This window comes from Trichocoleus sp. FACHB-90, from assembly GCF_014695505.1.
GTDB classification, from domain to species: Bacteria; Cyanobacteriota; Cyanobacteriia; order Cyanobacteriales; family FACHB-T130; genus Funiculus; species Funiculus sociatus.
Window position 1 is genome coordinate 1 of sequence record NZ_JACJOK010000018.1, and the last position, 21967, is coordinate 21967.

The window sequence follows — 21967 nt, forward strand, 5'->3', positions numbered from 1 at the left end:
ACGAGCTGCTATGAATGATCTCTACATGGTTTCTGTGTTGGCTGCGGCTCTCCCAAACTTACACCCTCTGCCATAATCCCCATGTCAATAGAGTTTGAGACGCGCTAACCCTGCTATAAATCTGCAATTATTTCAGCACTTGAAAAAGGTGAATTTCAAACCTGGGAACAAGGAGCATTTAAGAATGCACTCTCAGAACATCAACAAGCAATTATCAAATGGGTACATCAAGCTTGTGAATTTTTCGAGCAACCTCAACCTGCTAATTTATGGTTTTCATTTCCTGAACCTCCAGAAGTAGTTTTACCCAATCAACCAAGCACTTCAACTCAGTCGAGTGGTGTTGCTCCGATAGCGCTTACAACCGGATTAGGTTGGCTTTTAGGAGGCCCTGTGGGAGCCGCAGTAGTTGGAGGTGCTACTTATCTTATTAATCAAATGGCACAAGACGGCGAAAACTCAGAATCATCAGCTTCTTATGTAAATCAAGTACAAGAAGCTTATGCTGAGGCGGCGGAAGATTATTTACTCCGCTTCAACATTCAAGCTATAGCAACGCTTCGCCAATACGAAGAAGGCGCAGAAAAAGTTATTAATTGTCAAGTAAAGGAAGAACCATTAAAGCTGACAAATCAGCATCATCAGTTGCAATTGTTAAATACTTTATTGGATGACCTGAATCAAGAATTAAATCGGGTAGCGCAAAATTAGATAGCCTGACGACTGTAGACGCAACCGCAAAAACAAAACCTGCCTCCGCAGGCTATAGATATTTTAAGATCGCGCATCCCCTTTTTGGTTGTGTAGCATCAGGCTAAGGCGGTGCGGGGAGCGCCATCACCTAATTGGCTACAAACTGGTGCCATATTATACTTATTTAAGAGCAGAAATTAGGAAAGACTTTCATGCAACTCCGGTTGAGATGGCTATTATCAGTTATAAGTTTTATCGGTACTTGCGCTTATAGCATAAGCGGAGAGCCAAATTCTGTACAAGCTGCTCAAACTGTTGTTGTAACTAAAGGCTCCTCCACGGAATCAATAGATATAGCCGATCTGCGAAAGGTTGCGGAAACCGGAAAAGTTCCACCCGATCTTCAACGTTTTGCTCGTCAACTGTCTCCTCAACAACGCAGCCAAATTTTATCAGCGCTACGGGCAAAATTTGACCTGAATGTTGTGGGCGTTAGTAGATTACTTGATACTGAGATTGGCAGAACGCTGGCTTCAGCTTTAGCTAGTGCGACACAGCGACGGGATAATGTGGGAGTGCTAGATGTGCGATCGGGACTGGTGCTGGGAGCTAGAAAACCTGAGGGACTATCTCTGCTGAGTTTTGTCGAAGCTTATCCCCGGCAAACTATATATATTGATTTAGATCGGGCGTTCAGGGTAGTAGGAAACTTTAACACCTCTTTTTGGCAAACTCAGGCGTTTATGGCAGCGATCGCGCCCCAACTGGTTCCTAGGCGTCCCCAGCTAAATTTACCTTTTGACCCCACCAAAGCGGGAAGCGCATCCGTGCAGGTGCTGAACTTGAAACTAAATGATACACAGCGCCGCCGGGAAATTCCAGTTGATGTTTACTGGTCTGAAGCTGCGTCTTCCGGCAAACCGATCGTAATTTTGTCTCACGGTCTGGGTTCAGTTCGCACAGATTTGCGCTACTTGGCAGAACATTTGGCATCATACGGCTATGTGGTAGCGGCTTTAGAACATCCTGGGAGTAACGAAACTCATGTAAGGAATGCACTTAAGGGCAGAAATCCCCTCTTATCAGCACAGGAATTTTTAGATCGCCCCAAGGATATCAGTTTTGTCATCGACGAACTAGAGAAGTTGAACCACAGTCAACTTAAAGGTAAACTGGCACCAGATCGCGTCCTGGTAATTGGGTATTCTCTGGGGGGTTCCACCGCTTTATCTATCGCTGGTGGTGAGTTGCAACTAACTGAGTTAAAACAGCGCTGCAAAGGTAACTTGATTTCCTTCAGTTTGGGGGAAGGTTCTCAGTGTTTTGCCAGAGAACTTCCGGAAGACCGCTACCAACTGCGAGATCCACGGGTTAAAGCAGCGATCGCTCTCAACCCCACTACCTCGCTTTTATTTGGCGAAACTGGTTTGGCCTCAGTCGCCGTTCCCACACTCGTTGAAGCTGGTTCCGCCGATAAAACAACTCCAGCTTTAACTGAACAGATTATCGGTTTTGGGAAAATACCATCCCCTAAATGGCTCGTCGGTTTTGTTGGGGGAACCCATCTGAGCGTAAAAGATCCTAGCACCACCCAAGATCAAGCTGGTCAACTGAATACATTTTATACAGGCGGTGAAGTAGTTGGGGAGAAAGCTGTTGATATCCGCAACTACACGAAAGCGATCGCGCTAGCAATGGCAGCACAACTCACAGACGAAGCTGCCAATTACGCGATTTTTCTCACGCCAGAATATGCACAGTTAGCTTCCACAGATGCTTTCCCCATTCGTCTCGTTACGGAAATTCCACCAGAGGCACAAGAAGTAGTTAACGATTTTATTCAGAATCAAAAGTAATATCTCGTTCCTGGGCTGCGACCAGAAACTTTAGCCAGGGACTCAAGTCCCTGGCTAATAGCTTAAGTCGGTTTTAACCGACTAATTGCCATATCTCTAGTCCGTTTTAACGGACTTTTGCTCTTACCCAGAAACTTTAGCCAGGGACTCAAGTCCCTGGCTAATAGCTTAAGTCGGTTTTAACCGACTAATTGCCATATCTCTAGTCCGTTTTAACGGACTTTTGCTATTAGCCCGGAACTTTAGTTCTGGGCGGGTCAGGTACTTTTACTCTTCACTCCAAATTGACGTATTTCTCCAAGTCTTCAATTTGAGGATCTGGGAACTGATTCAGGACTCTCCACAAAACCGTATAACTGCCATCAGGACGGCGGTTGACGGGACGGAAGGCAACCAGCGCATCACTGCTGGGTGTTTCTAAAATTTGGTCGAGATAGCGACGTTGCTCTCTGTTAACTGTCCCACGATTGAGAACAACTTCTGGCACCTGAAACTGAACTAACCGCATTAAATAAGTGTGGTTCAGAACCACTGGCGCGTCGGGAGAAAGGCGATTTATTGCCGATTCCAACGCTGTCGTTTGTTGCACTGGTTCGCTAACACTAACTTCACCTAGTTTGCCAGTGATGAAGCGTTGTCGATCTACCTGCAAAGCTGCAAGCTCATTAGGGGGACGATAATTTAGGAAAAACTGGCGCGTTTGTGGCGAGAGGGCGCGAACTTTCTTTAGTGTGGGGTCGAGATTTTCTAAAGGCACTTCCCCCAAATCGATCATAAAGCCGTAATCCAGCCCGCGTTGGGCAATCTGGAAGTTGCCATTTTCCAGCTTAACTGCAAATCTGGGGGTAAATTCATCTTCCTGAGAGATGCGCCCAGATGAGGGAGTGGTCTCGGCAATATCACCGCCAATTCCCCGCAGCAAGGGAGGATAGGCGAAACGCTCTGCTACTGTGGGAATTAGCCGATTTTGCATCGGTTGGGAGTTGACAATTCCACTTGGCAAGACGCGGGCGATGCCAGTGTTTGGTTGAGAGAGAAAATTTTCGTACTCTTGAGGTTCTTGCTGATCAAGCCCGTAGGCGTTGCGTTCCTTGAGTTGCGCTGTTTCGCCTGCATCAATAAAAGGAGTTGCTGAGGGAAAGGAAGCTACTGCTTGGGAGAGTAGCTGTTTGGCAGATGCTAGCGCCGTAGTTGCTTGTTGTGGGGGCGCGATCGCAGGTGCAATCGGGGGCTGATAGCCAGAAATCGGTGTTTTGGCGCTTATGCCCACTAGCGGCGGTTCTGGAGCTACGTAACTTGTAGGGGGGGAAGGCAACTTCTGAGGAGGCACTGCCAAAATCGACTGTTGGCTCCTAGATAATGTTAAGGGATTGTTTGGTGTCAGTGTCGCCTGCCGTCTTTCCAGCACTGGGCGTAGGGGCATCAACTGGGCAGTTGAAGCATAGAGAGAGCAGTATACCTGCGCCTGTTCTACACTTAAATCGGAGCCTGCTGGTGTTATGCCGCCGTTCGTGCGGGTACACAACAAAGCAGGATTTCGATATTGACTTTTAAGAAAGCGTTCTACTTCTCCTTGGTGGAGAGTTATTTTTCCCTCGGCTACAAAAACGCCGTAGGGATCGTCCGATGCGATCGCTCTTTCAATGCGATTAATTAAATTTATCTGATCCTGTACAAGTCGTTGCGCTTCGGGCCAGAAAGTTTGAGCCGAAGTTGATCTAAACGAACTTTGCTTAACTAAATTCGGCGTTTGAATCTCCGAGGCTGTAACAACCCGCCCCGACAGTAAACTCAGGAAAGAAGAAACAAAAATTAATAAAAGGTAGCGCATCTGCAATTTTCCATTCCAACGAAATCAAAACGACACTCAAGTAAACCTAATTTATAATTCCCACTTTTGCTACCGAAATTAAAACAGTGCATCGCTATGCTTGAAAAACACCTGACGGCTAAAATCGCCGCTATATATAGCAATCCTATTTGAGTTGTGAGGTGCCAGCCCTTCTGATCCGCGACTTCTTAAAGAAGTCGCGGATCTCGCCTTCACGAGTCATTTAGGACTGCTATAGGCATTTTTGTGAATACCTACATCCTAGATAGGCGTAGGGCGTATATTTGCACACGCTCGTTGTTTTCCAATTCAACTTCTGCGTTATCAATAAATTTATTATTCAATAATTATAATCTCTTTATTACTTGCCCTTCAATAATTTTCTGACTAGATCCTTATCTAACAGTAGACAATTAACCTGGAGATGCCCTTGCTAAAGCAAGTATTTTTTGTACTAAAAGGTTATTTTATAAAGCTTAATTTGTTTAAGGAAACATAACACTATTAAAGGTTTAAAGGCAACTACCTAAAACAGGAGATTTTTAGGCCTTAAGGAAGATAATATTTTCCTACCTAAGACAGATAAAGGTTGAGTTTATATCTGAAGATTGATGGCATAAATTTAGATAAATTCCAAAATTCAAGGTGTAAGCAATAAAAAGTTTGTTCTTGTTCTTTAGTGACATAAAGCAAGCTGTTTTAATAGGAAATAGGAGGAATCATGGTAGGACATCATAAGCGTGCTGTAGGTGTATTTTCAAACTACCGCGATGCAGAAGTAGCGCTCACTGAGCTGAAGAACTCTGGCTTTCCTATGGACAGAGTTTCTGTGGTAGCACAGGACGCAAAGAAAGGAGGCGACATTGCTGGAGCTGATGTAAGCAATAAGGTAGGCAATAAAGCCGACGAAGCCGCAAAAACGGGTGCTGTTACAGGCGGTGCTTTGGGCGGTTTGACTGGCTTATTAGTAGGCTTAGGTGCCTTAGCAATTCCTGGCATTGGTCCGGTGATGTTAGCAGGAGCTACAGCCACCACCATAGCCACAACCCTGTCGGGAACAGCCATTGGTGCAGCAGCGGGTGGTCTATTAGGCGCCTTGATTGGTTTGGGAATTCCTGAAGAGCGAGCCAAAGTTTACAACGATCGCGTATCCAGAGGACATTATTTAGTGTTGGTGGACGGCGATGATAATGATATTCGTCGTGCTGAAGCGATTTTGAGCCATCGGGGAATTGAAGAGTGGGGTATTTATGATGCTCCTGGCACTACTGGTACCACCCATAATACAACTGCTGTCGATCCTAGCCCCACGTATTCGACTCCAGTCGTTGATCCTACACCTAGCACAGATGCTCCAGTTCAAATTATTGACCGTCGCGAACAGACCCTATAAACGCATGGGTTGCAGGTGCGAGTCAAAATAGAGACTGAGGAGACGGGGATAGTTAGAAGTTAGGAGGCGAGGAGTTATTAATTCAATCATTACTCCTAACTTTTCCCAGTCTCCAACTAGCGGGAGGAAATAAGAATCGTGCTTACTCAGCAAAAACGTGCATTTGGTGTTTTCTTAGACATTCAGAATGCAGAAGGTGCTATTGAGGAAATGAAAGCCGCTGGCTTTCCGATGAATCAAGTTTCTACCATCAGCAAAGAGCCACAGCAAGTGTCGCCGCCACCGGAAAATAAGGCGCAAGAGGGAACAAACATTGGCGCGATCGCAGGTGGTGCAGTTGGGGGTACGGTCGGTTTAGCTTTTGGGTTAGGCACCCTGGCAGCTATTCCCGGTGTCGGCGCGATCGCATTAATCGGAGCAGCAGCAACAGCCTTGGCAACCACATTAACCAGTGGTGTAATTGGTGCTACAGCAGGTAGCTTATTGGGTGGATTAATCGGCTACGGTATTCCGGAAGAACAAGCCGCAATTTACGAGCATCGCATTCATAGCGGTGAATATTTTGTGATGGTAGAAGGCACAGAAGCCGAGGTGCGTCAAGCGGAAGCTATCCTCAGCCGTTGGAATGTTCAAGAATTGAGAATTTACGACGCAGCAACACCACCACCGCCAGCTATAACTAACAGAATAGAAAGACAACTTTAAACAAGGCAATCCTGTAAAAGGTAAAAGGCAAAAAAGAAACAACTAAACTGAAGGTTGGGTTAGGTCGCCTTAACCCAACCTTCCATATCCATCTGTTAGGTGTGGCTCCGGCTCAACCCAAACTTACAAATAACTGAATTTCAATTTTTAATTGTTAATTCCTGATGCAGTGGTAGACTAAGCCAAAAAAATTGCACAATAGAGGCAGTTTATAAATGTTGCTGCAAGACAAATGCCGAGCTTACTCGCTGATGCCAAAAACTTGCTCGCCGATCTGGTCGCTCGTTACTCCTCCCGCGTGGATTATTTAGCGATTCGACTAGAAGAAGCCGAAGGAACCGATATATTTTTGCGAGGCGACAAAATAGAAACCCTCACAGAAGGCATCTCCATTGGTGGACAAGTCCGGGCTTGTTACAAAGGAGGCTGGGGCTTTGCTTCATTCAATCAGCTTTCTACCCTAGCAGAACGGGTGGAAGAAGCGACAAGCGCGGCTCGGATGATTGGCGATGAAGAAACCCTGCTGGCTCCCATAGACCCAGTACAAGCTATATGTAAGCTGGCGTTGACAGGCACAGATCCGCGACAAATTTCCCTGAAAAGCAAAAAAGAATTGTGCGATCGCTACACCTCCATTCTCAAGAGCGCCAGTTCTTCAATTACCACCACCTCCATCCGCTACAGCGACACATCCCAGCGAATCATCCTCGCCACCTCTGAGGGAACGATGATCGAACAATCCTGGGTGGATATGGAAATGCGCTTTGCTGCAACCGCCCGTAATGGCGAAACTGTGCAAACCGGACGCGAAACCACAGGTTCCCGCAAAGCCTACGAAGATTTAACCAATCTTGACGAGCAGGTAAAAAGTGCCGCACTCCGAGGCGTGGATGCCCTTTCACTACCCCCAGTAAAAGGCAACACTTACACTGTAGTGATTGACCCCATACTCAGCGGGCTATTTGTCCACGAAGCCTTTGGTCATCTCTCAGAAGCAGACATGGCTTACGAAAACCCCGACTTACTGGAAGTCATGACCTTGGGACGGCGATTTGGGCCAAAAGAGTTGCAAATCTTTGATGGTGCCGCACCTGCTGGCCATCGCGGTAGCTACTTATACGATGATGAAGGGACACCAGCCACCACAACTCAGCTAATTAAAGATGGCATCTTAGTCGGACGGCTCCACTCCCGCGAAACCGCCGGGAAATTGGAAGAAGCCCCCACAGGCAATGCTCGTTGTCTTAACTACCACTATCCGCCCCTCGTCCGCATGACGAATACATGGATTGAGCGGGGTAAGACACCTGTGCAAGATTTATTCACAGGCATCAAAGAAGGCGTTTATGCTCGCAACTGGTTAGGAGGGATGACAAACGGGGAAATGTTCACTTTCTCCGCCGCTGAAGCCTGGATGATCCGCGATGGGAAAATTGCTGAACCAGTTCGAGATGTAACGCTTTCCGGTAACGTCTTCAGCACATTGGCTGATATTGAAGCCATTGGTGATGACTTCTACTGGGATGAATCCGGCGGTTGCGGCAAAGGCGGACAAAATGGTTTACCTGTAGGCTGTGGCGGCCCAAGTCTGCGGATTAAAAATGTCATTGTCGGGGGAGATGCGGACTAGAGTTTTGAGTTTTGCGGAGCCGGAGACTTCCGTTGCTCGGCAGTTTTGAACCTAGAGAATTTTTTCTTATAGGGGTTCTTAGGATGCAATACACTCTGACCCCCAGCCCTTGAAGGGTTGGGGCTAACTCCCCTTTTCTTCAAGCAGGGCGGGTTCTTAATTGTCATCCTGAAAAAAAATGGAGCGTGCGCGATGTCAACAGAAACAAAAACCCCAAAGGTAGTCGTCGTTGGTGCAGGTTGGGCAGGTTTAGGCGCTACCTACCACCTAGCAAAACAAGGCTACGACGTAACCCTTCTAGAAGCTGGTTCTTATCCCGGTGGCTTAGTAGCAGGTTGGAAAACAGGGGCGGGGCGTTCTGTCGAAGCTGGTATTCACGGCTTCTGGTATCCGTACCGAAATATATTCTCCCTAGTAAACGAATTAGGGCTAAATCCCTTCACACCTTGGACTCGTTCCTCCCAGTATTCCCCCGCAGGATTAGAAGTTGAATCGCCGATTTTTCAAGATTTGCCGCGACTACCTACGCCGCTTGGGACTTTTCTCTACACTCAGTTTAAGCGGTTGCCGTTAAGCGATCGCATCTCAGCTTTACCTCTACTCTACGCCGTCCTCGATTTTGACAACTCTGATGAAGCTTGGCGACGCTACGACAAGGTGACAGCAAGAGAACTCTTCAAAGATTTTGGTGTTTCGGCACGACTTTACCATGATTCCTTCGAGCCGATGCTGCTGGTAGGCTTATTTGCTCCCGGAGAGCAGTGTTCCGCCGCCGCCGCACTGGGTATGCTTTATTACTTCATTTTGGCTCACCAACCCGATTTTGATGTTGTCTGGTGTCGCGGAACTGTCGGAGAAAAGATATTTCGTCCTTGGGTGCAACGTATTGAACAAGCGGGGGCAAAATTACTCGCAAACCGTCGAGTAAGTGACGTAATTGTTGATAGCAATAATCAAGCAACAGCTGTTGTCTGCGGTGATGAAGTTTTTGAAGCTGATGCAGTTATCTTTGCAGTTGGTATCAGCGGCATGAAGAAGATTGTATCAAGTAGCCCTAGCTTACAAAGTCGTCAAGAATTTCGGGATATTCACAATTTGGGCGCGGTTGATGTGTTAGCAACTCGCCTCTGGTTTGACCGCAAAATTAATATTCCTCGTCCTTCCAATGCCTGTTTTGGTTTTAATGCAACAACTGGCTGGACATTTTTTGATTTGAACGGGCTGCATGATGAATACCGCGATGAACCGGGAACAGTTATTGAGGCTGATTTTTATCACGCGAATCAGTTTCTCCCGTTAAGCGATGAGGAAATTGTGCCGCTAGTTCAGCGCGATTTAGCAACTTGCGTGCCAGCTTTTCGCGAAGCCAAGGTAATTGACAGCAGCGTTATTCGTCTGCCTAATGCAGTTACTCACTTTCTCCCCGGTAGCTATCAGTATATGTTAGCTGGAGTAACGAGTATCAATAATGTTTTTATGAGCGGCGATTGGATTGTTACCCGTCACGGTTCCTGGTCGCAGGAAAAAGCTTATGTAACAGGTTTGGAAGCAGCAAATTTGGTAATTTCCCGCTTTAGTAGTGGAAGTAAGGCTTTGATTTTACCAGTAGAAGCAGATGAACCGCATATTCAATTTGGTCGATCAATTAACCAAACAATACGCGGTTTCGGTAAAACTTTCTTACCTAATTGTTGGCTACCTTAGCTAAATTCTATTGTAATGTACCTAAAGCTGTAGGTATTGGCGCAGAATGTTTTGAGCTTGCTGTAATAGTTCTGCTTCTAATTCGCCTACCCGTTGAATTAAGCGCATTTTGTCAAAGGTCATAGGTTCGACGCACACCAGCAGGCTATCTACAGATAGCCCATTTTGTGATGATGAGGATATTCTCACCACCGCAGGCGAAATTCGAGGGTCATCAATCCGTGCTGAGGTAAAGGGCAAAACCTTTACCTTACTACGCTGTGCATTAAATACGCTACCAGAAATTATCAGCGCCGGACGGGTTTTTCTAATCTCTGTACCTACAGATGGATCGAAGGTCACAATCCAGATGCTTCCCAGTCCGTAATCACCGCCGTTTGCCATTCGCTCTCCCAACCTAATTCCAGTTCATCTACCAAAGAACAAGCTGCTGCCAGTGCTGCATCTTCTTGCTGCTGTCGCCATTGTTGCAAGAGAGATTCAATTAAAGCACTGCGATTTTCAACTTTTTGGTCGAGGTAAGTCAGCAATTCCTCTGGCAATGAGATAGATATTTTAGCCATATCCTACCTAGAGTCATACTATAAGTAGTATAAGTTGTTTAGGGCGCGATCGCGTTTTTATGGGAATGCGATCGCTTTTCACCAGAGATACACAATTGCCCTACAATATTACAATCATCATTCCGCCTTGCGAGAGCCTTGATAAGTAATGAAACAGATGATACACGGGAATAGGCTTAATAATTTTACTATTACCAACTCTGCACAAGCCCTTCATTCTTCAGTAGCAAGAACGGCTCTCTACGAAAAGTTTAAGGCAAAAATTATTCCTAATCCTTGTTTGAACAGAAGGTTGGTTAGTTTTCAGTCCAATAAGGAAACTCCATTTTATAGCTGGTTTAAGTATAAAGAAGGATTTTCAGAACGATTAGTTACGTATCTTCTGCAAAACTTCAAGCGACAACCAGGTATTTTGCTCGATCCATTCGCGGGATGCGGTGCAGCTTTATTTGCTGCAAGTTCTTTGGGGTGGCAAAATATGGGAATTGAACTTTTGCCTGTCGGCATTTATGCAATCCAATCTCGAATTTTAGCTAATAAAATCAATATTAAAGAGTTTAATTTGGTAGTTGATGAAATAATAAAAATCAACTTTGCCGATTACTATGACCCCTGCTACCAAATCAAGCACATTGCGATTACTCGTGGTGCGTTTTCCTCTAATGAAGAAAACCAACTTATTGGTTATATTTCCTATTGTCACAAGTTGGTCACAAATGACGATATCCGCACTTTACTTTTATATGCCGCTTTTTGTATGCTTGAGGATATTAGCTATACCAGAAAAGACGGACAATATTTGCGTTGGGATGCCCGTTCAGGTCGTTCTCAGGGAAAGCAAACCTTTAATAAAGGAGAAATATTAACTTTTTCTGATGCAATTTCCCAAAAACTTAAGCAGATAAGATCAGATTTAGATGTCTGCTCAATCCAACTAGATTTATTTGGCGATAGTCTAGTATCCGAATTTGCAGCCATAAAGCCTGGTCATGTTGAAAATCCGGAGCCTATACTTTATCAAAAATCTTGTCTCGAAATTCTTCCCACTCTGCAAGAAAACAGTATTGATTTTGTAATAACTTCGCCGCCTTATTTGAACCGATATGATTACACTCGCACGTATGCACTTGAGCTAGTCTTTCTGGGGTGCAGTGAAGAGAAAGTAAAGCAGCTACGTCAGGCAATGCTTTCATGCACTGTGGAGAACCGAGATAAACGCACTCAACTAGAGCAGTATTACACAGGTATAGGACGCGCTCAGGAGTTTTTGAAAATCGATTCCACCTTCCAACAACAAACCGCGTTACAAGAAGTTTTGACAATTTTGGAAGCTGCTAAAAAAGAAGGGAAATTAAATAACGTCAACATTGCCAGAATGGTGCATAATTACTTTTACGAAATGTGCTTTGTCACTTATGAATTAGCTCGAAGCCTTAAGCCGGGGGGCATAGTGGCAATAGTAAATGATAACGTTCAGTATGTTGGTGAGGAGATACCTGTAGACCTTATTTTATCTGATATGGCAGAGTCTTTCGGGCTGACAACTCGATACATTTGGACATTGGGTCGTGGCAAGGGCAATAGTAGTCAGCAAATGAGAGATCGAGGTCGCGCCGAGCTTCGGAAATGTGTATATATTTGGGAAAAAGCAGCGATTACATGACATCAGATGAAGCCTCACTCTTAGCTGAAGCAAATCGTATAAAGTATCGACTACGATCAACGTTTTTTTATCGCAAACTCAAGGAATACAAGACGCTATCTTTCCGCGATAAAATTGATCAAATATTACCCGCAAAGCATCTATACAGTTGGCAATGCTGGGCTGATTGGGGCATTGGCGAGGATGCTTTTGCCTACATCAACGAGCATGATAACTTACAGCTCATTCAAGTATTTTGCCACCCCAGGTTAATTCGCGAACACTCTATACTAATAGCCTACTATCGTAATATTGCTGCTCTTTCCCAGAAAGCGGTTAAGTGTTTAGTAGATATAGATGTTAAAGAATTTGAAATTGATGAAGAAAATCACTGTCTTCTAAATGAAGACGAAGCCAAGAGACTTGCCCAGCTTTTTAATGAACACATCTCGCTCATCATTGATAGCTCTATAGAAAGTCTTACAGAAGATGAATTATATGGAATATTGCTGGCATCAACGGGGACGCAAATTGACGGCTCGTGGCGTAATGCTATTGGAAAAGAAGCAGAAAAAGTTGTTCAACGGCTTCTCGTGAAAGAGGCTAAAGAGCGCAACTTTCTTGCAGCTCTGCTCCCACGTGTGGGTACGGCAATTGAATTATACAATCCTGAGAAGCTTGAGGAACAGTTAGGAAATATTGAGCGCTATCGGGGTGTGAGGTTAGTTAATCAAACCTCAATGCTCTTTTCCAGTGAGCCTGATATTTCACTGCTGGGTAATCAGGGTACAACAGTTGGTGTAATTGAGGTTAAGGGAGGCACTGACCCCGCTGGCGCACTTGAGCGTTACGGTGCAGCAAAAAAATCTTTTGAGGAAGCTTTTCGCAGGAACAGTCAAGTTAAAACTATTCTCGTTGCTAGCTGTATTACCTCTGAGGTGCATACTCGTATTCAAAATGATTCAACAATCTCTACCTATTTTAACTTGACTGAAATTCTGAGCGAAGACTCAACAAAATACAAGCAGTTTGTGCAAGAAGTCTTTTCTATTCTAAGGACGTAAGCAAGGAATTAAACCTGCAACTGTATCAATAGTAGAGGTGCAAGCTTTTAATTATAGGACGCGATCGCGTCTTCTCCTCATTAACGCGCTCGCATCCTCATTACCCACTCAACTTGATATCGTGGTAGAAAACGCGGGGTTGAGTCCTATGGTGACGACAGCGAAAACCACTCAAGGGCGGGGTGTACTTAGAAACATCAGTTGGCAAACGTTTGAAACTATACTTGCAGAGATGGGAGAAGATCGTAACATTCGACTGGCTTACGATCGCGGAATGCTGGAAATTATGACCCCCCTGATGCCTCATGAGCATAACAATAGACTGCTTGAACACTTGGTTTTCGCTTTAGCTGAGGAACTGAACCTCAATCTCAGAAGCGCTGGATCTCTCACTTGTAAGCGTCCAGATCTTCAGCGGGGTGTTGAACCAGATTCTTGCTTTTATATTCAAAATGAACCGCTAATCAGACAGAAAAGGGATATCGATTTAACGATTGACCCACCTCCTGACTTAGCAGTGGAGGTGGACTATACCAGCGCTTCTGTTGACCGACTTTCAATTTATCTGGCTTTGGGTGTTCCGGAAGTTTGGCGTTACGACGAACCTGTAATGCAAATTTATCAATTGCGAGACGAAGTGTATGTTCCTTGCACTGTCTCTCCTACTTTTGCAAATCTACCCTTAACAACAGAAATTCCAGGGTTTCTGGAAGAAAGTCTAAGAATTGGGGAAATCCCCATGATTCGGTCTTTTCGCGCTTGGGTGAGACAGCAAATAGAGCATCGTGACGACAATCGTTGAGAAGAATCGAGAACGCGATCGCTCGAAAGATTTATTATATTCAAAGTTTAATTATCTAGAGCCGATGTCTTATGCCTAACGTTGAGGAAGACGAAATCCGAGAGAATCGCATTGCAATGGAGATCATCGTCGATGCCTATGACGAGGAAGAACAGGCGATGGGATGGTACTACTACCTTAACGATAATCTTAACTTCCCCTTTAAAGCTAAGTGGGTGAGAAAGGGACGCAAATCATCCTCACCTGAAGGTAAAGAAGTTGAGGTGGTGGAAATGTCATCGGAGGATGAATGCTCGCACGATATGTTTGTAGAAGTGCTTTACAAAGATGCTACAGGTGAAGATACGTTCTCGGCTCGTTTATCTGATATAGAACCGATTGATGCTGATAGCGAAACCTTGGAAGCAATAGCCGATTGGCACTATTGGGTTGGCAGAGGATACGAGTTTTAAAGGAGTCGTTTTAATGGCAGTTTATCAAGTCCGGTTGGTGAATTCGGCACTCAATCTCGACCGCATCATCGAAGTACCAGACGATCAGTACATCTTGGATATGGCTGAAGATGCGAGGATTCGATTACCTTCTGGGTGCAAACAAGGGGAATGTTCGGCTTGTGTCGCCAAGTTGGTGAGTGGTGAAGTAGACCAAAGCGAACAAAAGTTTCTGCGTCCAAAAGAACTAGAGGCTGGGTATATCGTTACCTGTGTGGCTTATCCCCTGTCGGATTGCACTTTGGAAACCCACCAAGAACAAGTTTTGTATAAATCGGCTCTTTACTTTAAGCCTGAATGATTTTTGTTATTACTGGGACAATTATCAAAAGTCCTAGTGATACAATTCTTTTTAGACTAATTCTTTTTATCTATCCCTTAAATTTAAAATCTAAAATAGTATGCGTCGCTTACTTTACGAAAACTCAGTTTCCTATAAAGGACATCTAATCATCCCGTTTGTTTTTGGGATGGCTAATGGTGATATCTACTCTTATACATTACTCTCTGAATTGGGACATAAAGGTAAATTCCATAAGGTAGAAAATCCTGCTGGCATCTATTCAAGTCGCATTGCTGGCATCATTGATTTTGCTAAAGAACATCTGGATGAACATTCAGATATTAGCAGTATGGGCGATTATTTTAAGAGTAGATACGTCTATCGTGAGAATTTGATAATTGTCTATCAATTATCAGAAAAATATTTTTATGACCATTATAAACCTGAAAGTTTAAATAATGTTGCTGCACCCAAAATATTTACAAGCGATCGCGAGTGTATAAACTGGATAAAACAGGGACTCGATAGTTCGCAGATTAATCAAGAAGTATAAGCTAGAAACTCCAAACCGCAAAGCAACGAAACCCAACACAATATCAGCGTTTGTTGGGTTTCGCGTCGCACGAGACTAGCTTACAATTATGGTTAATTAGAGGGTTATGCTGTGCCGTGACCTGCCTAAATATCTACGTTTTGTTTGGAATTGGAACGCGCCTGTTTTACCATTTCAATGAGTGTATGGTGAGCATCTTCGGCATCTTTTAGCGCATGGTCGAACTGAATGCGAATTGGCGTAGCATCATCATTCATTTGGGCAATTAGATTCATTCCCAAAGAATCAATTGATAGCATTTCTGCTGCGATCGCATTGGGAGTATCGCCAAAAGTTTTAGCGTAAAGAACTATTGCATCTGCATGGTCATCGTTCATGTGTTTGCAGATGCGATCGCTTATTTCAGCAGTTATTTGTTCAGACATTAGTTAAATTCCTCTTGTATAATAATATCCTAGCTCCCCTGATTAAGACCTGTTGGGGGGATCTCCTTGACAAAATCTGCAACTACGGTGACAAATTTAGCCGTAGATTCATAGGGTAAAACATTACGGCCTGACATTTTGACACCCTGACCGTTCGGTAAACACTTCAGATAGTCAGCTATTCGTTCATCTGGTGTTTCCCCTTTTCCAGACTGACTGATACTTGATGCAGTGTCTCCTACGACTACTAGAGTAGGTTGGGTAATGGATGCGATCGCATCCTGATAATCCTGTCGCCAAAATCCCGCCAAAAATGAAAAAACAGCATAGCGACTATCTGGATTAACCGCACCTTTCACCAGTGTATCCAACCACTCCTCATCTACTGAATCCTCATCAGCAAATAATTGGCGAATCGAGAACGAATCTAAAAACTGCGGCCGTCGCGCATAGCGGTAAAAAGCGCTACCAAAAGGAGATTCTAACAGATTCCAAACTATTTTTTTCTTCAAACCTTTTGAAGGTTTAGTAATGACCGCCCACGCCGGAGGCCCAGCCAACACCAAACCTCTAACCAAGTTAGATTGTAGGCGAACTAACTCAATTGCTACAGGTAACAAAGCACCTTGCACCACTACAATCACAGGTTTTTGTACCACTGTTTGCAAAAAATGTTGCAACTGTTCAGCCCAATCTGCGGGATTATAAGCAACAGGCGGCATATCGCTTTCACCGCATCCTAATAAATCAGGATTGTAAATTGAATTTTGGCAATCTTTTTCATACCATTCGCGGCAGAATCTATCCCAAAACTTGCGAGATAACCCGACACCAATAGGATGAATTAACAGCAAGGGAATTCCGTTATCTGTTGTTTGATTAATTGGATTATAAATTTCGTAAGCACAGCGATGATTTTTCCAAGTATAAAACTGTGTTGGAGAAACTGCCACATTCTCAGTAATCATTGAATTTTCAGATACTGATTGCATAATTTTTTGCGTCCTTTTGGTTGAAAAACTCACAACTATCGTTCGTAAGAGTAAATATCTCCAGGTTGCTTAAACAAAGCATCTGAACTCTGAGAAAGTAATTGTAAATCTTCTTTATTTAGACTCCAACTTAAAGCTTCCACATTTTTCTGTATCTGCTGACGATCTGTAGTAAAGCCAGAGATTACAGCAGCAACACCAGGCTGTTGCTTAACCCAATTTAGCGTAACTTGGGAAATAGTCTTATTGTATTTCTGCGCTACCTGTGCCAATGTCTCCAGCATTTCCAGTACAGGTTTCCAACCACCGTGCGCTCTAATCATACTATTGTAATAGAAGCTACGAGCGTGAGATAATTCGCTTGGAGGTGAGGTGACACCTCGAAACTTTTCTGACAAGAAACCGCCTGCTAAAGGGCCATATGGCAACAAAGCAATATTGTGCTTCAGGCAAAGCGTCTGCATTGAGTTTTCAACACGTCTGTCAATCAAACTATACTGAACTTGATGACTGCTGATGGGGGCGTATTCTACAGCTTTTTCCAACATAGGAGTATTGAAGTTGGTGACACCAAGCTGGCGAATTTTTCCCTGTTCTAATAAATCCTTGAAAGCTGCAAAAGTAGAGGCAAAATCTAGCTGCGGGTTGTGCCAGTGGATTTGCACGCAATCCAAGGTATCCTGTTGCAAATTGCGGAGAGAAGCTTCAATTTTGCTTTTAATTTGTGCGGGAGTGGGGACATTTCCGAAAAAGACAGCTTTAGTATAAATTGTGCGATCGCGTCCTTTCAGCAAGCGACCAACAACACTTTCACTCCGTCCATAAATGTCTGCTGTATCAAAAGTATTAATACCCAAAGCTAAGTAAATGTCCAGCGCACGGGCAATGTCATTTTCTGAAATTTGTTTCCAACTGCGGTCATCGAGTTGCCAGCAGCCGACAATTAAAGATGTATTTGAAAGTAATTCTTTATTGCTCATGCCTTATAATATATCAATTACACTATTATTTGTGGATGAATTAACTGATACCCTGCGTCTTTTATCTTTTGATTAGAAACCAGGGCATTGCATGGTCGAAGACTCTTAAGAGAGGAATCCCATAAAACTTTAGGTGAATTGTGCTTTTCGCACATTCTATCCAGCAGTTCTCTACTTGTTAGATGGGCATCATCTACTAAGTTATAAATGCCTTGCAGTCGGTGCTGACGGACGAATTCTATACCAGCAACGATATCATCAAGGTGAATCCAATTTGTAATATCTTCTCCGCTTCCAGGTCTGGTTGTTCCAGGTGCATTGCGAAAAATCTTCACCAGTTCGCGACCAGAACCATAAATTCCACCCAAGCGAAGAATACAAACGCCTACATTTTCAGTTGACGCTGAGAGTAATACTTCCTCAGTTTGAGAGAGAATTTTACCAGTATAATTTTTAGGCGCAACGGGTGATTTTTCATCTACTAACGAGCCATTTCTATCGCCATAGACAGAGTAGCTTCCCGTGTAAATTAGTTGTCGCAGCGAACCTATTTGGGGTAAAATTGAGACTGAAGTTTGAGCTGTTTCCAGATAAGTTTCTTCGTACCCATTGGCACTCTTTGCACCAACACTCAAAAGCGCAGCATCCTGGTTTTCCAACACTGACTTTAAACCTTCTGGATCGTTGCCTTTAACTACTACAACTCGTTGGGCAACTGCTTCCAATTCTGAAACTTTTTCCGGAGTGGTTGTGGTTGCGGTGACAACAAAACCTGAATTTTGCCAATATTGAGCAACTGCTTTACCAACGTAACCACAGCCAATAATTGCTACGTTCATGACGATTCCGATGTGAATAAATCTAGTGGTAAATGCCCGTACATTTCGTTAATTCCTCCGTCATATGCAGACTGGCAGGAAATTAGGACTCCGCGATGTTCCCCTGTGTAAGAATCAAGATAACATAAGCCTGTTTTTGGGTTGAATTTGATGTAAACAGAGCCATCTATTGCGGATAATTGGGGTACTTCATAACCCAATGCTTCTGCATAAGTTTTCAAAGCCAAAATACCCTGTTCTGAGGTGTCGGCGCAAATTCCTAATATTTGATTATCGCAAAGCTCTGTCACCAAAAGTAAAGCTTGACGAATTGAGTCTTTGGTTGGTGCTGATTCACTGAAGCTCTTTACACAGTCGAAAGCCTTAAGGATTTTATGCGCTTCTTCAACAGTGAGATTAGCCGGGTTTTTTAGGGACATAAATTTTACAGTTATTTTGCTAACTCACGCTCAATTGCAGCAATCAATTCTGGGGACTCTGGCTTAACGCTACTATTAAATCTGGCGACTACTTCACCCTGCTTGCTGATTAAGAATTTCTCAAAATTCCAAGAAACATTTCCTATAGGTTCAACTGCATTGGTGAGTCGATTATAAAGCGGGTGCTGTTGGGAACCTTTGGCGTTAACTTTGTCAAACATCTCAAAGTTAACGCCGTAGTTTTTCGTGCAGAATTGCATAATTTCTGCGTTGCTTCCAGGTTCTTGCGCTCCAAAGTCGTTGCAGGGGAAAGCTAAGACGCGCAACCCAGTATCTCGATATTTTTGGTTTAACTGTTCCAGTCCTTTGTATTGAGGCGTGTAGCCGCAATAGGAAGCCACATTTACTATTAAGAGTACCTTTCCGGCGTACTCGGAGAGTTGTTTATCTTCACCGTTGATGGTTTTTACTGCGATGTCGGAAACTGTGTTGCTCATTTTGAATTTTCTTCCATTTTGTATTGTCGTAGCACACTTAGAATAGTGCATATTTTGTAGGTTGGATTGAGGCACTTCACCCAATAACTCACGCTTGTTTACTGGATGTTGAGTTTCAAAAACCTTACCTACCTCCAAGATTGTAAGGGTTTTGGTGCGTTACGTTGCACTTACGCACCCAACTTGCTTAGGTATTATCCGTTAATTTAGCAAGTAAGGATTTGTTGGGTTTTGCCATCGAAACCCAACAAATCCTTGTGGGTATTAGGTTGCGATCGCAAAACCCAATATACAATTCTTCTTACGCTAATCTACGTACTTGTTAGCGAAATCACTGAACTTTTTAATACTTGCCGGACACGGAGATAAGCTGTCGAAAAACTTATCGGCTTGGGAAAGGACTCGACAGATACACCTATCTCTAATTGAGGCAACTTTTGTGAATATAAGTTTTTTCAAGAACAAAACGTGGAAATTTTTGCTGGCGTTTGCGATCGCGTTCGTTCTATCATTTGAATTCAACACCGTCGCCACATCCCAAACCACTCGGATTCTACTCGGTTATGGTGGCGGCGCTAGCTTAGTCCAAGGTACGTGGACAGATAGCCTGGACATTTCTAAAGAAGCAGGCTTACCCAAACCAGATATGCAGCAGATTTGGGTAGGTAAGGGATGGGAGCCAATCTGGTATGGTTGCGTCTCAGGTCAGACTACTTGCACAAGTACAGCTAGGATGAAACAAGAAGGTGTCATCCCGGTTTTTATCCTTGACTTCATCACAGCCGATGCCCAAACTAAAAAAACTTGGGCGGAAATTGAAGCTAGGAAAAGTTGGTATTTTTCCGAGTTAGACCGCTTCGCCAAGGAAGTGCTAGCTAAAACCACAGGACAAGTATATTTAGTGCTAGAACCAGAGCATAACTTAGTGGGAACCCTCCGCGACCCCGCCTTAGTATCATCTGGTTGGGATGCGAGTATACCGCAAAATTTTGGTAAATTGATGGCTGAAGCTGCCCAAAGACTACGCAACGCAAGTCGGTCTGTCACCGGACTGCGGGTGAAAGTCGGTTTAGCTTTTGGTGACTTCAACCCCGGAACGGGTGGTTTAGACAAATTTCTAACCACCCTGAGTGCAGCAGCACCAGGAGTAGAGTTTTTTGGCTTCCAAGTGACGCAGGGGCCGTGGCGTAATGATGGCAACGGATGCCAACGCTTAACCCCGGATCAAGCTAAGCTTTATGATATGCCTGACCGGATAATCGAGATTGCTAACTTCATCAAGACCAAATTGGGAAAATCGTCTATGATAGACTACCTTTTCCTGATGGCAGATCCAAACACGGATTGGGATAATGGTGGAGCTTTAGTTTATCAGGAGTTGCGATCGCGTCAGCAAGAATTGCTTAATGCGGGATTATTTGGTTTGATGCACTTTACCCAAGTTGATACGCCACTATCCGAACCCAATGGTTACTGGTGCGATGGTGAGAAGTACAGAGGCATTATCGCACCCGCCGCACATCTGGCAGACTACAGTTACCAGCGACCTTTTTATCTCAAAAAGATGGGACAGGCGTTAGGGTATTGGATAGCAAATCGGTAAAAATTAAAACACTCGGCGATTGGAAATCGCGGCTACCAAGTCCGTGTGCGCGGACTCAATTCCGATGAATTCTTGATGGTGGGTTTTGTTCAAGAACCAGAATAACTTGTGAAATTACAAGTTTTAACTGGTAACACCCGATGTGATGTAATGGTACGATATCGCCTACGTTTGAGAACCGAGCGTCAGGCGATATTCGTCTATAAGAGAAACCCCTTTAAACAGAGAGTTGCAATTCTAGAGGCTTAGACGGGATGATGTACATTAATTCTGCGCCGTCGGGTTTAGACTCTCTAGAGGGAGTTAATTTCAGCCAATCATGGAAGCTAATTCCCAATTGCGCGATCGCTTGTATTTCTGTCTGATACGCTTCAAAACGGCGATTAGTTTCCACCATAGATTCTATTACTTCCAACACTTCGGGAAGACGTTTATCAGCCTCTCGCTTCAAATCTTCATTACTTGGGCCAAACCAACCTCCTGCAACCTCAACGCGAGTTAGAATTGCTGCTGGTAACGATTCAGCCCATTTATCAGGTTCTTTCGCCATCTTGAGGAAATTCTCACGTTGAAGCTCAAACACAGCATTTTCATCCAAAGCTGGGTCAATCCACTGGTAAATTCGGGTTAGTCGCCGCAAATCTATCTGACCTTTGAACTGAGGCTGTAAGCAGGGCAAGCGCATCTCAAATGCTATTGACAAGCGGGTTGAGAGTTTTCATCAATTTGGGTTAAACAAGCAGCCAAAATCTTGAGCATGTAATTATTATCCATAGCAGCTCGGTTCGATTTTTGACGAGTACTACGTCGAAAAGATTGTTCTCGATTTAGAGCATTAAGCGCAATTCGCCGTAATATAGCTAAGTTTTGTGGAGCATGCCCTGTACGAACACGGCAATCATCTTCTTTGAAAGTGACATCTAGAGTCCAATGGAGACCATTCTCAATGCCCCAGTGGAATATGACCCCTTTGAGTTAAGCTTTGCTGTAGGAATTTCATCG

The 21967-nt window shown here is 44.1% G+C and carries 23 protein-coding genes and 1 pseudogene; 13 read left to right on the top strand and 11 right to left on the bottom strand.

Annotation, left to right across the window (positions count from 1 at the left end; translation table 11 throughout):
- The first annotated feature begins 393 nt into the window (after nucleotides 1-393).
- Together H6F74_RS04650 and H6F74_RS04655 are read left to right on the top strand one after the other, a co-directional pair.
- Nucleotides 394-711 (top strand): hypothetical protein, encoded by a 318-nt coding sequence (locus H6F74_RS04650; RefSeq protein WP_190437048.1) that lies wholly within the window; start codon nucleotides 394-396, stop codon nucleotides 709-711.
- Between the two features lie 194 nt (nucleotides 712-905).
- Nucleotides 906-2549, top strand: coding sequence for an alpha/beta hydrolase (locus H6F74_RS04655; protein WP_190437051.1), 1644 nt, complete (start codon nucleotides 906-908; stop codon nucleotides 2547-2549).
- Between the two features lie 274 nt (nucleotides 2550-2823).
- Here the strand turns inward: H6F74_RS04655 and H6F74_RS04660 are convergent, their stop codons facing one another.
- Complete coding sequence (locus H6F74_RS04660; protein ID WP_190437053.1) at nucleotides 2824-4380, bottom strand: hypothetical protein; 1557 nt, start codon at nucleotides 4378-4380, stop codon at nucleotides 2824-2826.
- A 718-nt stretch (nucleotides 4381-5098) separates the two neighbouring features.
- Between H6F74_RS04660 and H6F74_RS04665 the strand changes: the two genes are divergently transcribed.
- The 4 genes from H6F74_RS04665 (at nucleotide 5099) to H6F74_RS04680 (ending at nucleotide 9812) form a co-directional block, all read left to right on the top strand.
- Nucleotides 5099-5773 (top strand): general stress protein, encoded by a 675-nt coding sequence (locus tag H6F74_RS04665; RefSeq protein ID WP_190437128.1) that lies wholly within the window; start codon nucleotides 5099-5101, stop codon nucleotides 5771-5773.
- A gap of 138 nt (nucleotides 5774-5911) precedes the next feature.
- Nucleotides 5912-6478 carry a DUF1269 domain-containing protein gene (locus H6F74_RS04670; RefSeq protein ID WP_190437056.1) on the top strand — a complete coding sequence of 189 codons (567 nt, stop codon included), beginning with the start codon at nucleotides 5912-5914 and terminating at the stop codon, nucleotides 6476-6478.
- Between the two features lie 232 nt (nucleotides 6479-6710).
- A complete protein-coding gene (locus H6F74_RS04675) occupies nucleotides 6711-8108 on the top strand; it encodes a TldD/PmbA family protein (RefSeq protein WP_190437059.1) in 1398 nt (465 codons plus the stop codon).
- A gap of 192 nt (nucleotides 8109-8300) precedes the next feature.
- A complete protein-coding gene (locus H6F74_RS04680; protein ID WP_190437062.1) occupies nucleotides 8301-9812 on the top strand; it encodes an FAD-dependent oxidoreductase in 1512 nt (503 codons plus the stop codon).
- Between the two features lie 21 nt (nucleotides 9813-9833).
- Here the strand turns inward: H6F74_RS04680 and H6F74_RS04685 are convergent, their stop codons facing one another.
- A complete protein-coding gene (locus H6F74_RS04685; RefSeq protein ID WP_190437065.1) occupies nucleotides 9834-10196 on the bottom strand; it encodes a type II toxin-antitoxin system PemK/MazF family toxin in 363 nt (120 codons plus the stop codon).
- A complete protein-coding gene (locus H6F74_RS04690; protein WP_190437068.1) occupies nucleotides 10151-10375 on the bottom strand; it encodes a ribbon-helix-helix domain-containing protein in 225 nt (74 codons plus the stop codon). Before H6F74_RS04690 ends, H6F74_RS04685 begins: the two co-directional genes overlap by 46 nt.
- Nucleotides 10376-10523: 148 nt before the next feature.
- Here H6F74_RS04690 and H6F74_RS04695 point away from each other — a divergent pair, with 148 nt between their 5' ends.
- The 6 genes from H6F74_RS04695 (at nucleotide 10524) to H6F74_RS04720 (ending at nucleotide 15210) form a co-directional block, all read left to right on the top strand.
- Nucleotides 10524-12038, top strand: coding sequence for a site-specific DNA-methyltransferase (locus H6F74_RS04695; RefSeq protein ID WP_190437071.1), 1515 nt, complete (start codon nucleotides 10524-10526; stop codon nucleotides 12036-12038).
- On the top strand, nucleotides 12035-13081 hold the full coding sequence (locus H6F74_RS04700; protein ID WP_190437074.1) for an XcyI family restriction endonuclease: 1047 nt from the start codon (nucleotides 12035-12037) through the stop codon (nucleotides 13079-13081). The genes H6F74_RS04695 and H6F74_RS04700 overlap by 4 nt, the downstream gene beginning before the upstream one ends.
- A gap of 148 nt (nucleotides 13082-13229) precedes the next feature.
- Entirely contained in the window at nucleotides 13230-13883 is a 654-nt protein-coding gene (locus H6F74_RS04705; RefSeq protein WP_190437131.1) for a Uma2 family endonuclease, read from the top strand.
- A gap of 71 nt (nucleotides 13884-13954) precedes the next feature.
- Nucleotides 13955-14335 carry a calcium-binding protein gene (locus H6F74_RS04710; protein WP_190437077.1) on the top strand — a complete coding sequence of 127 codons (381 nt, stop codon included), beginning with the start codon at nucleotides 13955-13957 and terminating at the stop codon, nucleotides 14333-14335.
- Nucleotides 14336-14348: 13 nt separating this feature from the next.
- The gene (locus tag H6F74_RS04715; RefSeq protein ID WP_190437078.1) at nucleotides 14349-14675 is read left to right on the top strand and encodes a 2Fe-2S iron-sulfur cluster-binding protein; all 327 of its coding nucleotides are present in this window, start codon (nucleotides 14349-14351) and stop codon (nucleotides 14673-14675) included.
- A 100-nt stretch (nucleotides 14676-14775) separates the two neighbouring features.
- The gene (locus H6F74_RS04720; protein WP_190437081.1) at nucleotides 14776-15210 is read left to right on the top strand and encodes a hypothetical protein; all 435 of its coding nucleotides are present in this window, start codon (nucleotides 14776-14778) and stop codon (nucleotides 15208-15210) included.
- Between the two features lie 125 nt (nucleotides 15211-15335).
- On the opposite strand, the gene H6F74_RS04725 is transcribed toward H6F74_RS04720, so the two are convergent.
- From H6F74_RS04725 to H6F74_RS04750, 6 genes are read right to left on the bottom strand one after another with little or no spacing between them, the layout of a single operon-like run.
- Entirely contained in the window at nucleotides 15336-15635 is a 300-nt protein-coding gene (locus H6F74_RS04725; protein ID WP_190437084.1) for a DUF2470 domain-containing protein, read from the bottom strand.
- A 29-nt stretch (nucleotides 15636-15664) separates the two neighbouring features.
- On the bottom strand, nucleotides 15665-16627 hold the full coding sequence (locus H6F74_RS04730; protein ID WP_242021815.1) for an alpha/beta hydrolase: 963 nt from the start codon (nucleotides 16625-16627) through the stop codon (nucleotides 15665-15667).
- 35 nt (nucleotides 16628-16662) lie between these two features.
- Complete coding sequence (locus tag H6F74_RS04735; protein ID WP_190437087.1) at nucleotides 16663-17607, bottom strand: aldo/keto reductase; 945 nt, start codon at nucleotides 17605-17607, stop codon at nucleotides 16663-16665.
- A 17-nt stretch (nucleotides 17608-17624) separates the two neighbouring features.
- Nucleotides 17625-18446: an SDR family oxidoreductase gene (locus tag H6F74_RS04740; protein WP_190437089.1), complete on the bottom strand. Its 822-nt coding sequence runs from the start codon at nucleotides 18444-18446 to the stop codon at nucleotides 17625-17627.
- Nucleotides 18443-18865 (bottom strand): DUF1824 family protein, encoded by a 423-nt coding sequence (locus H6F74_RS04745; RefSeq protein ID WP_190437091.1) that lies wholly within the window; start codon nucleotides 18863-18865, stop codon nucleotides 18443-18445. The genes H6F74_RS04740 and H6F74_RS04745 overlap by 4 nt, the downstream gene beginning before the upstream one ends.
- Before the next feature lie 11 nt (nucleotides 18866-18876).
- Complete coding sequence (locus H6F74_RS04750; protein ID WP_190437094.1) at nucleotides 18877-19362, bottom strand: glutathione peroxidase; 486 nt, start codon at nucleotides 19360-19362, stop codon at nucleotides 18877-18879.
- A 439-nt stretch (nucleotides 19363-19801) separates the two neighbouring features.
- On the opposite strand from H6F74_RS04750, the gene H6F74_RS04755 reads away from it, so the two are divergent.
- Nucleotides 19802-20965 (top strand): hypothetical protein, encoded by a 1164-nt coding sequence (locus H6F74_RS04755; RefSeq protein ID WP_190437097.1) that lies wholly within the window; start codon nucleotides 19802-19804, stop codon nucleotides 20963-20965.
- Nucleotides 20966-21182: 217 nt separating this feature from the next.
- Here the strand turns inward: H6F74_RS04755 and H6F74_RS04760 are convergent, their stop codons facing one another.
- Both H6F74_RS04760 and H6F74_RS29860 read right to left on the bottom strand, forming a co-directional pair.
- Nucleotides 21183-21650: a hypothetical protein gene (locus H6F74_RS04760; protein ID WP_199300832.1), complete on the bottom strand. Its 468-nt coding sequence runs from the start codon at nucleotides 21648-21650 to the stop codon at nucleotides 21183-21185.
- 8 nt (nucleotides 21651-21658) lie between these two features.
- Nucleotides 21659-21922, bottom strand: a pseudogene (locus H6F74_RS29860) (ISAs1 family transposase); the annotation flags it as partial.
- Nucleotides 21923-21967 lie beyond the last annotated feature (45 nt).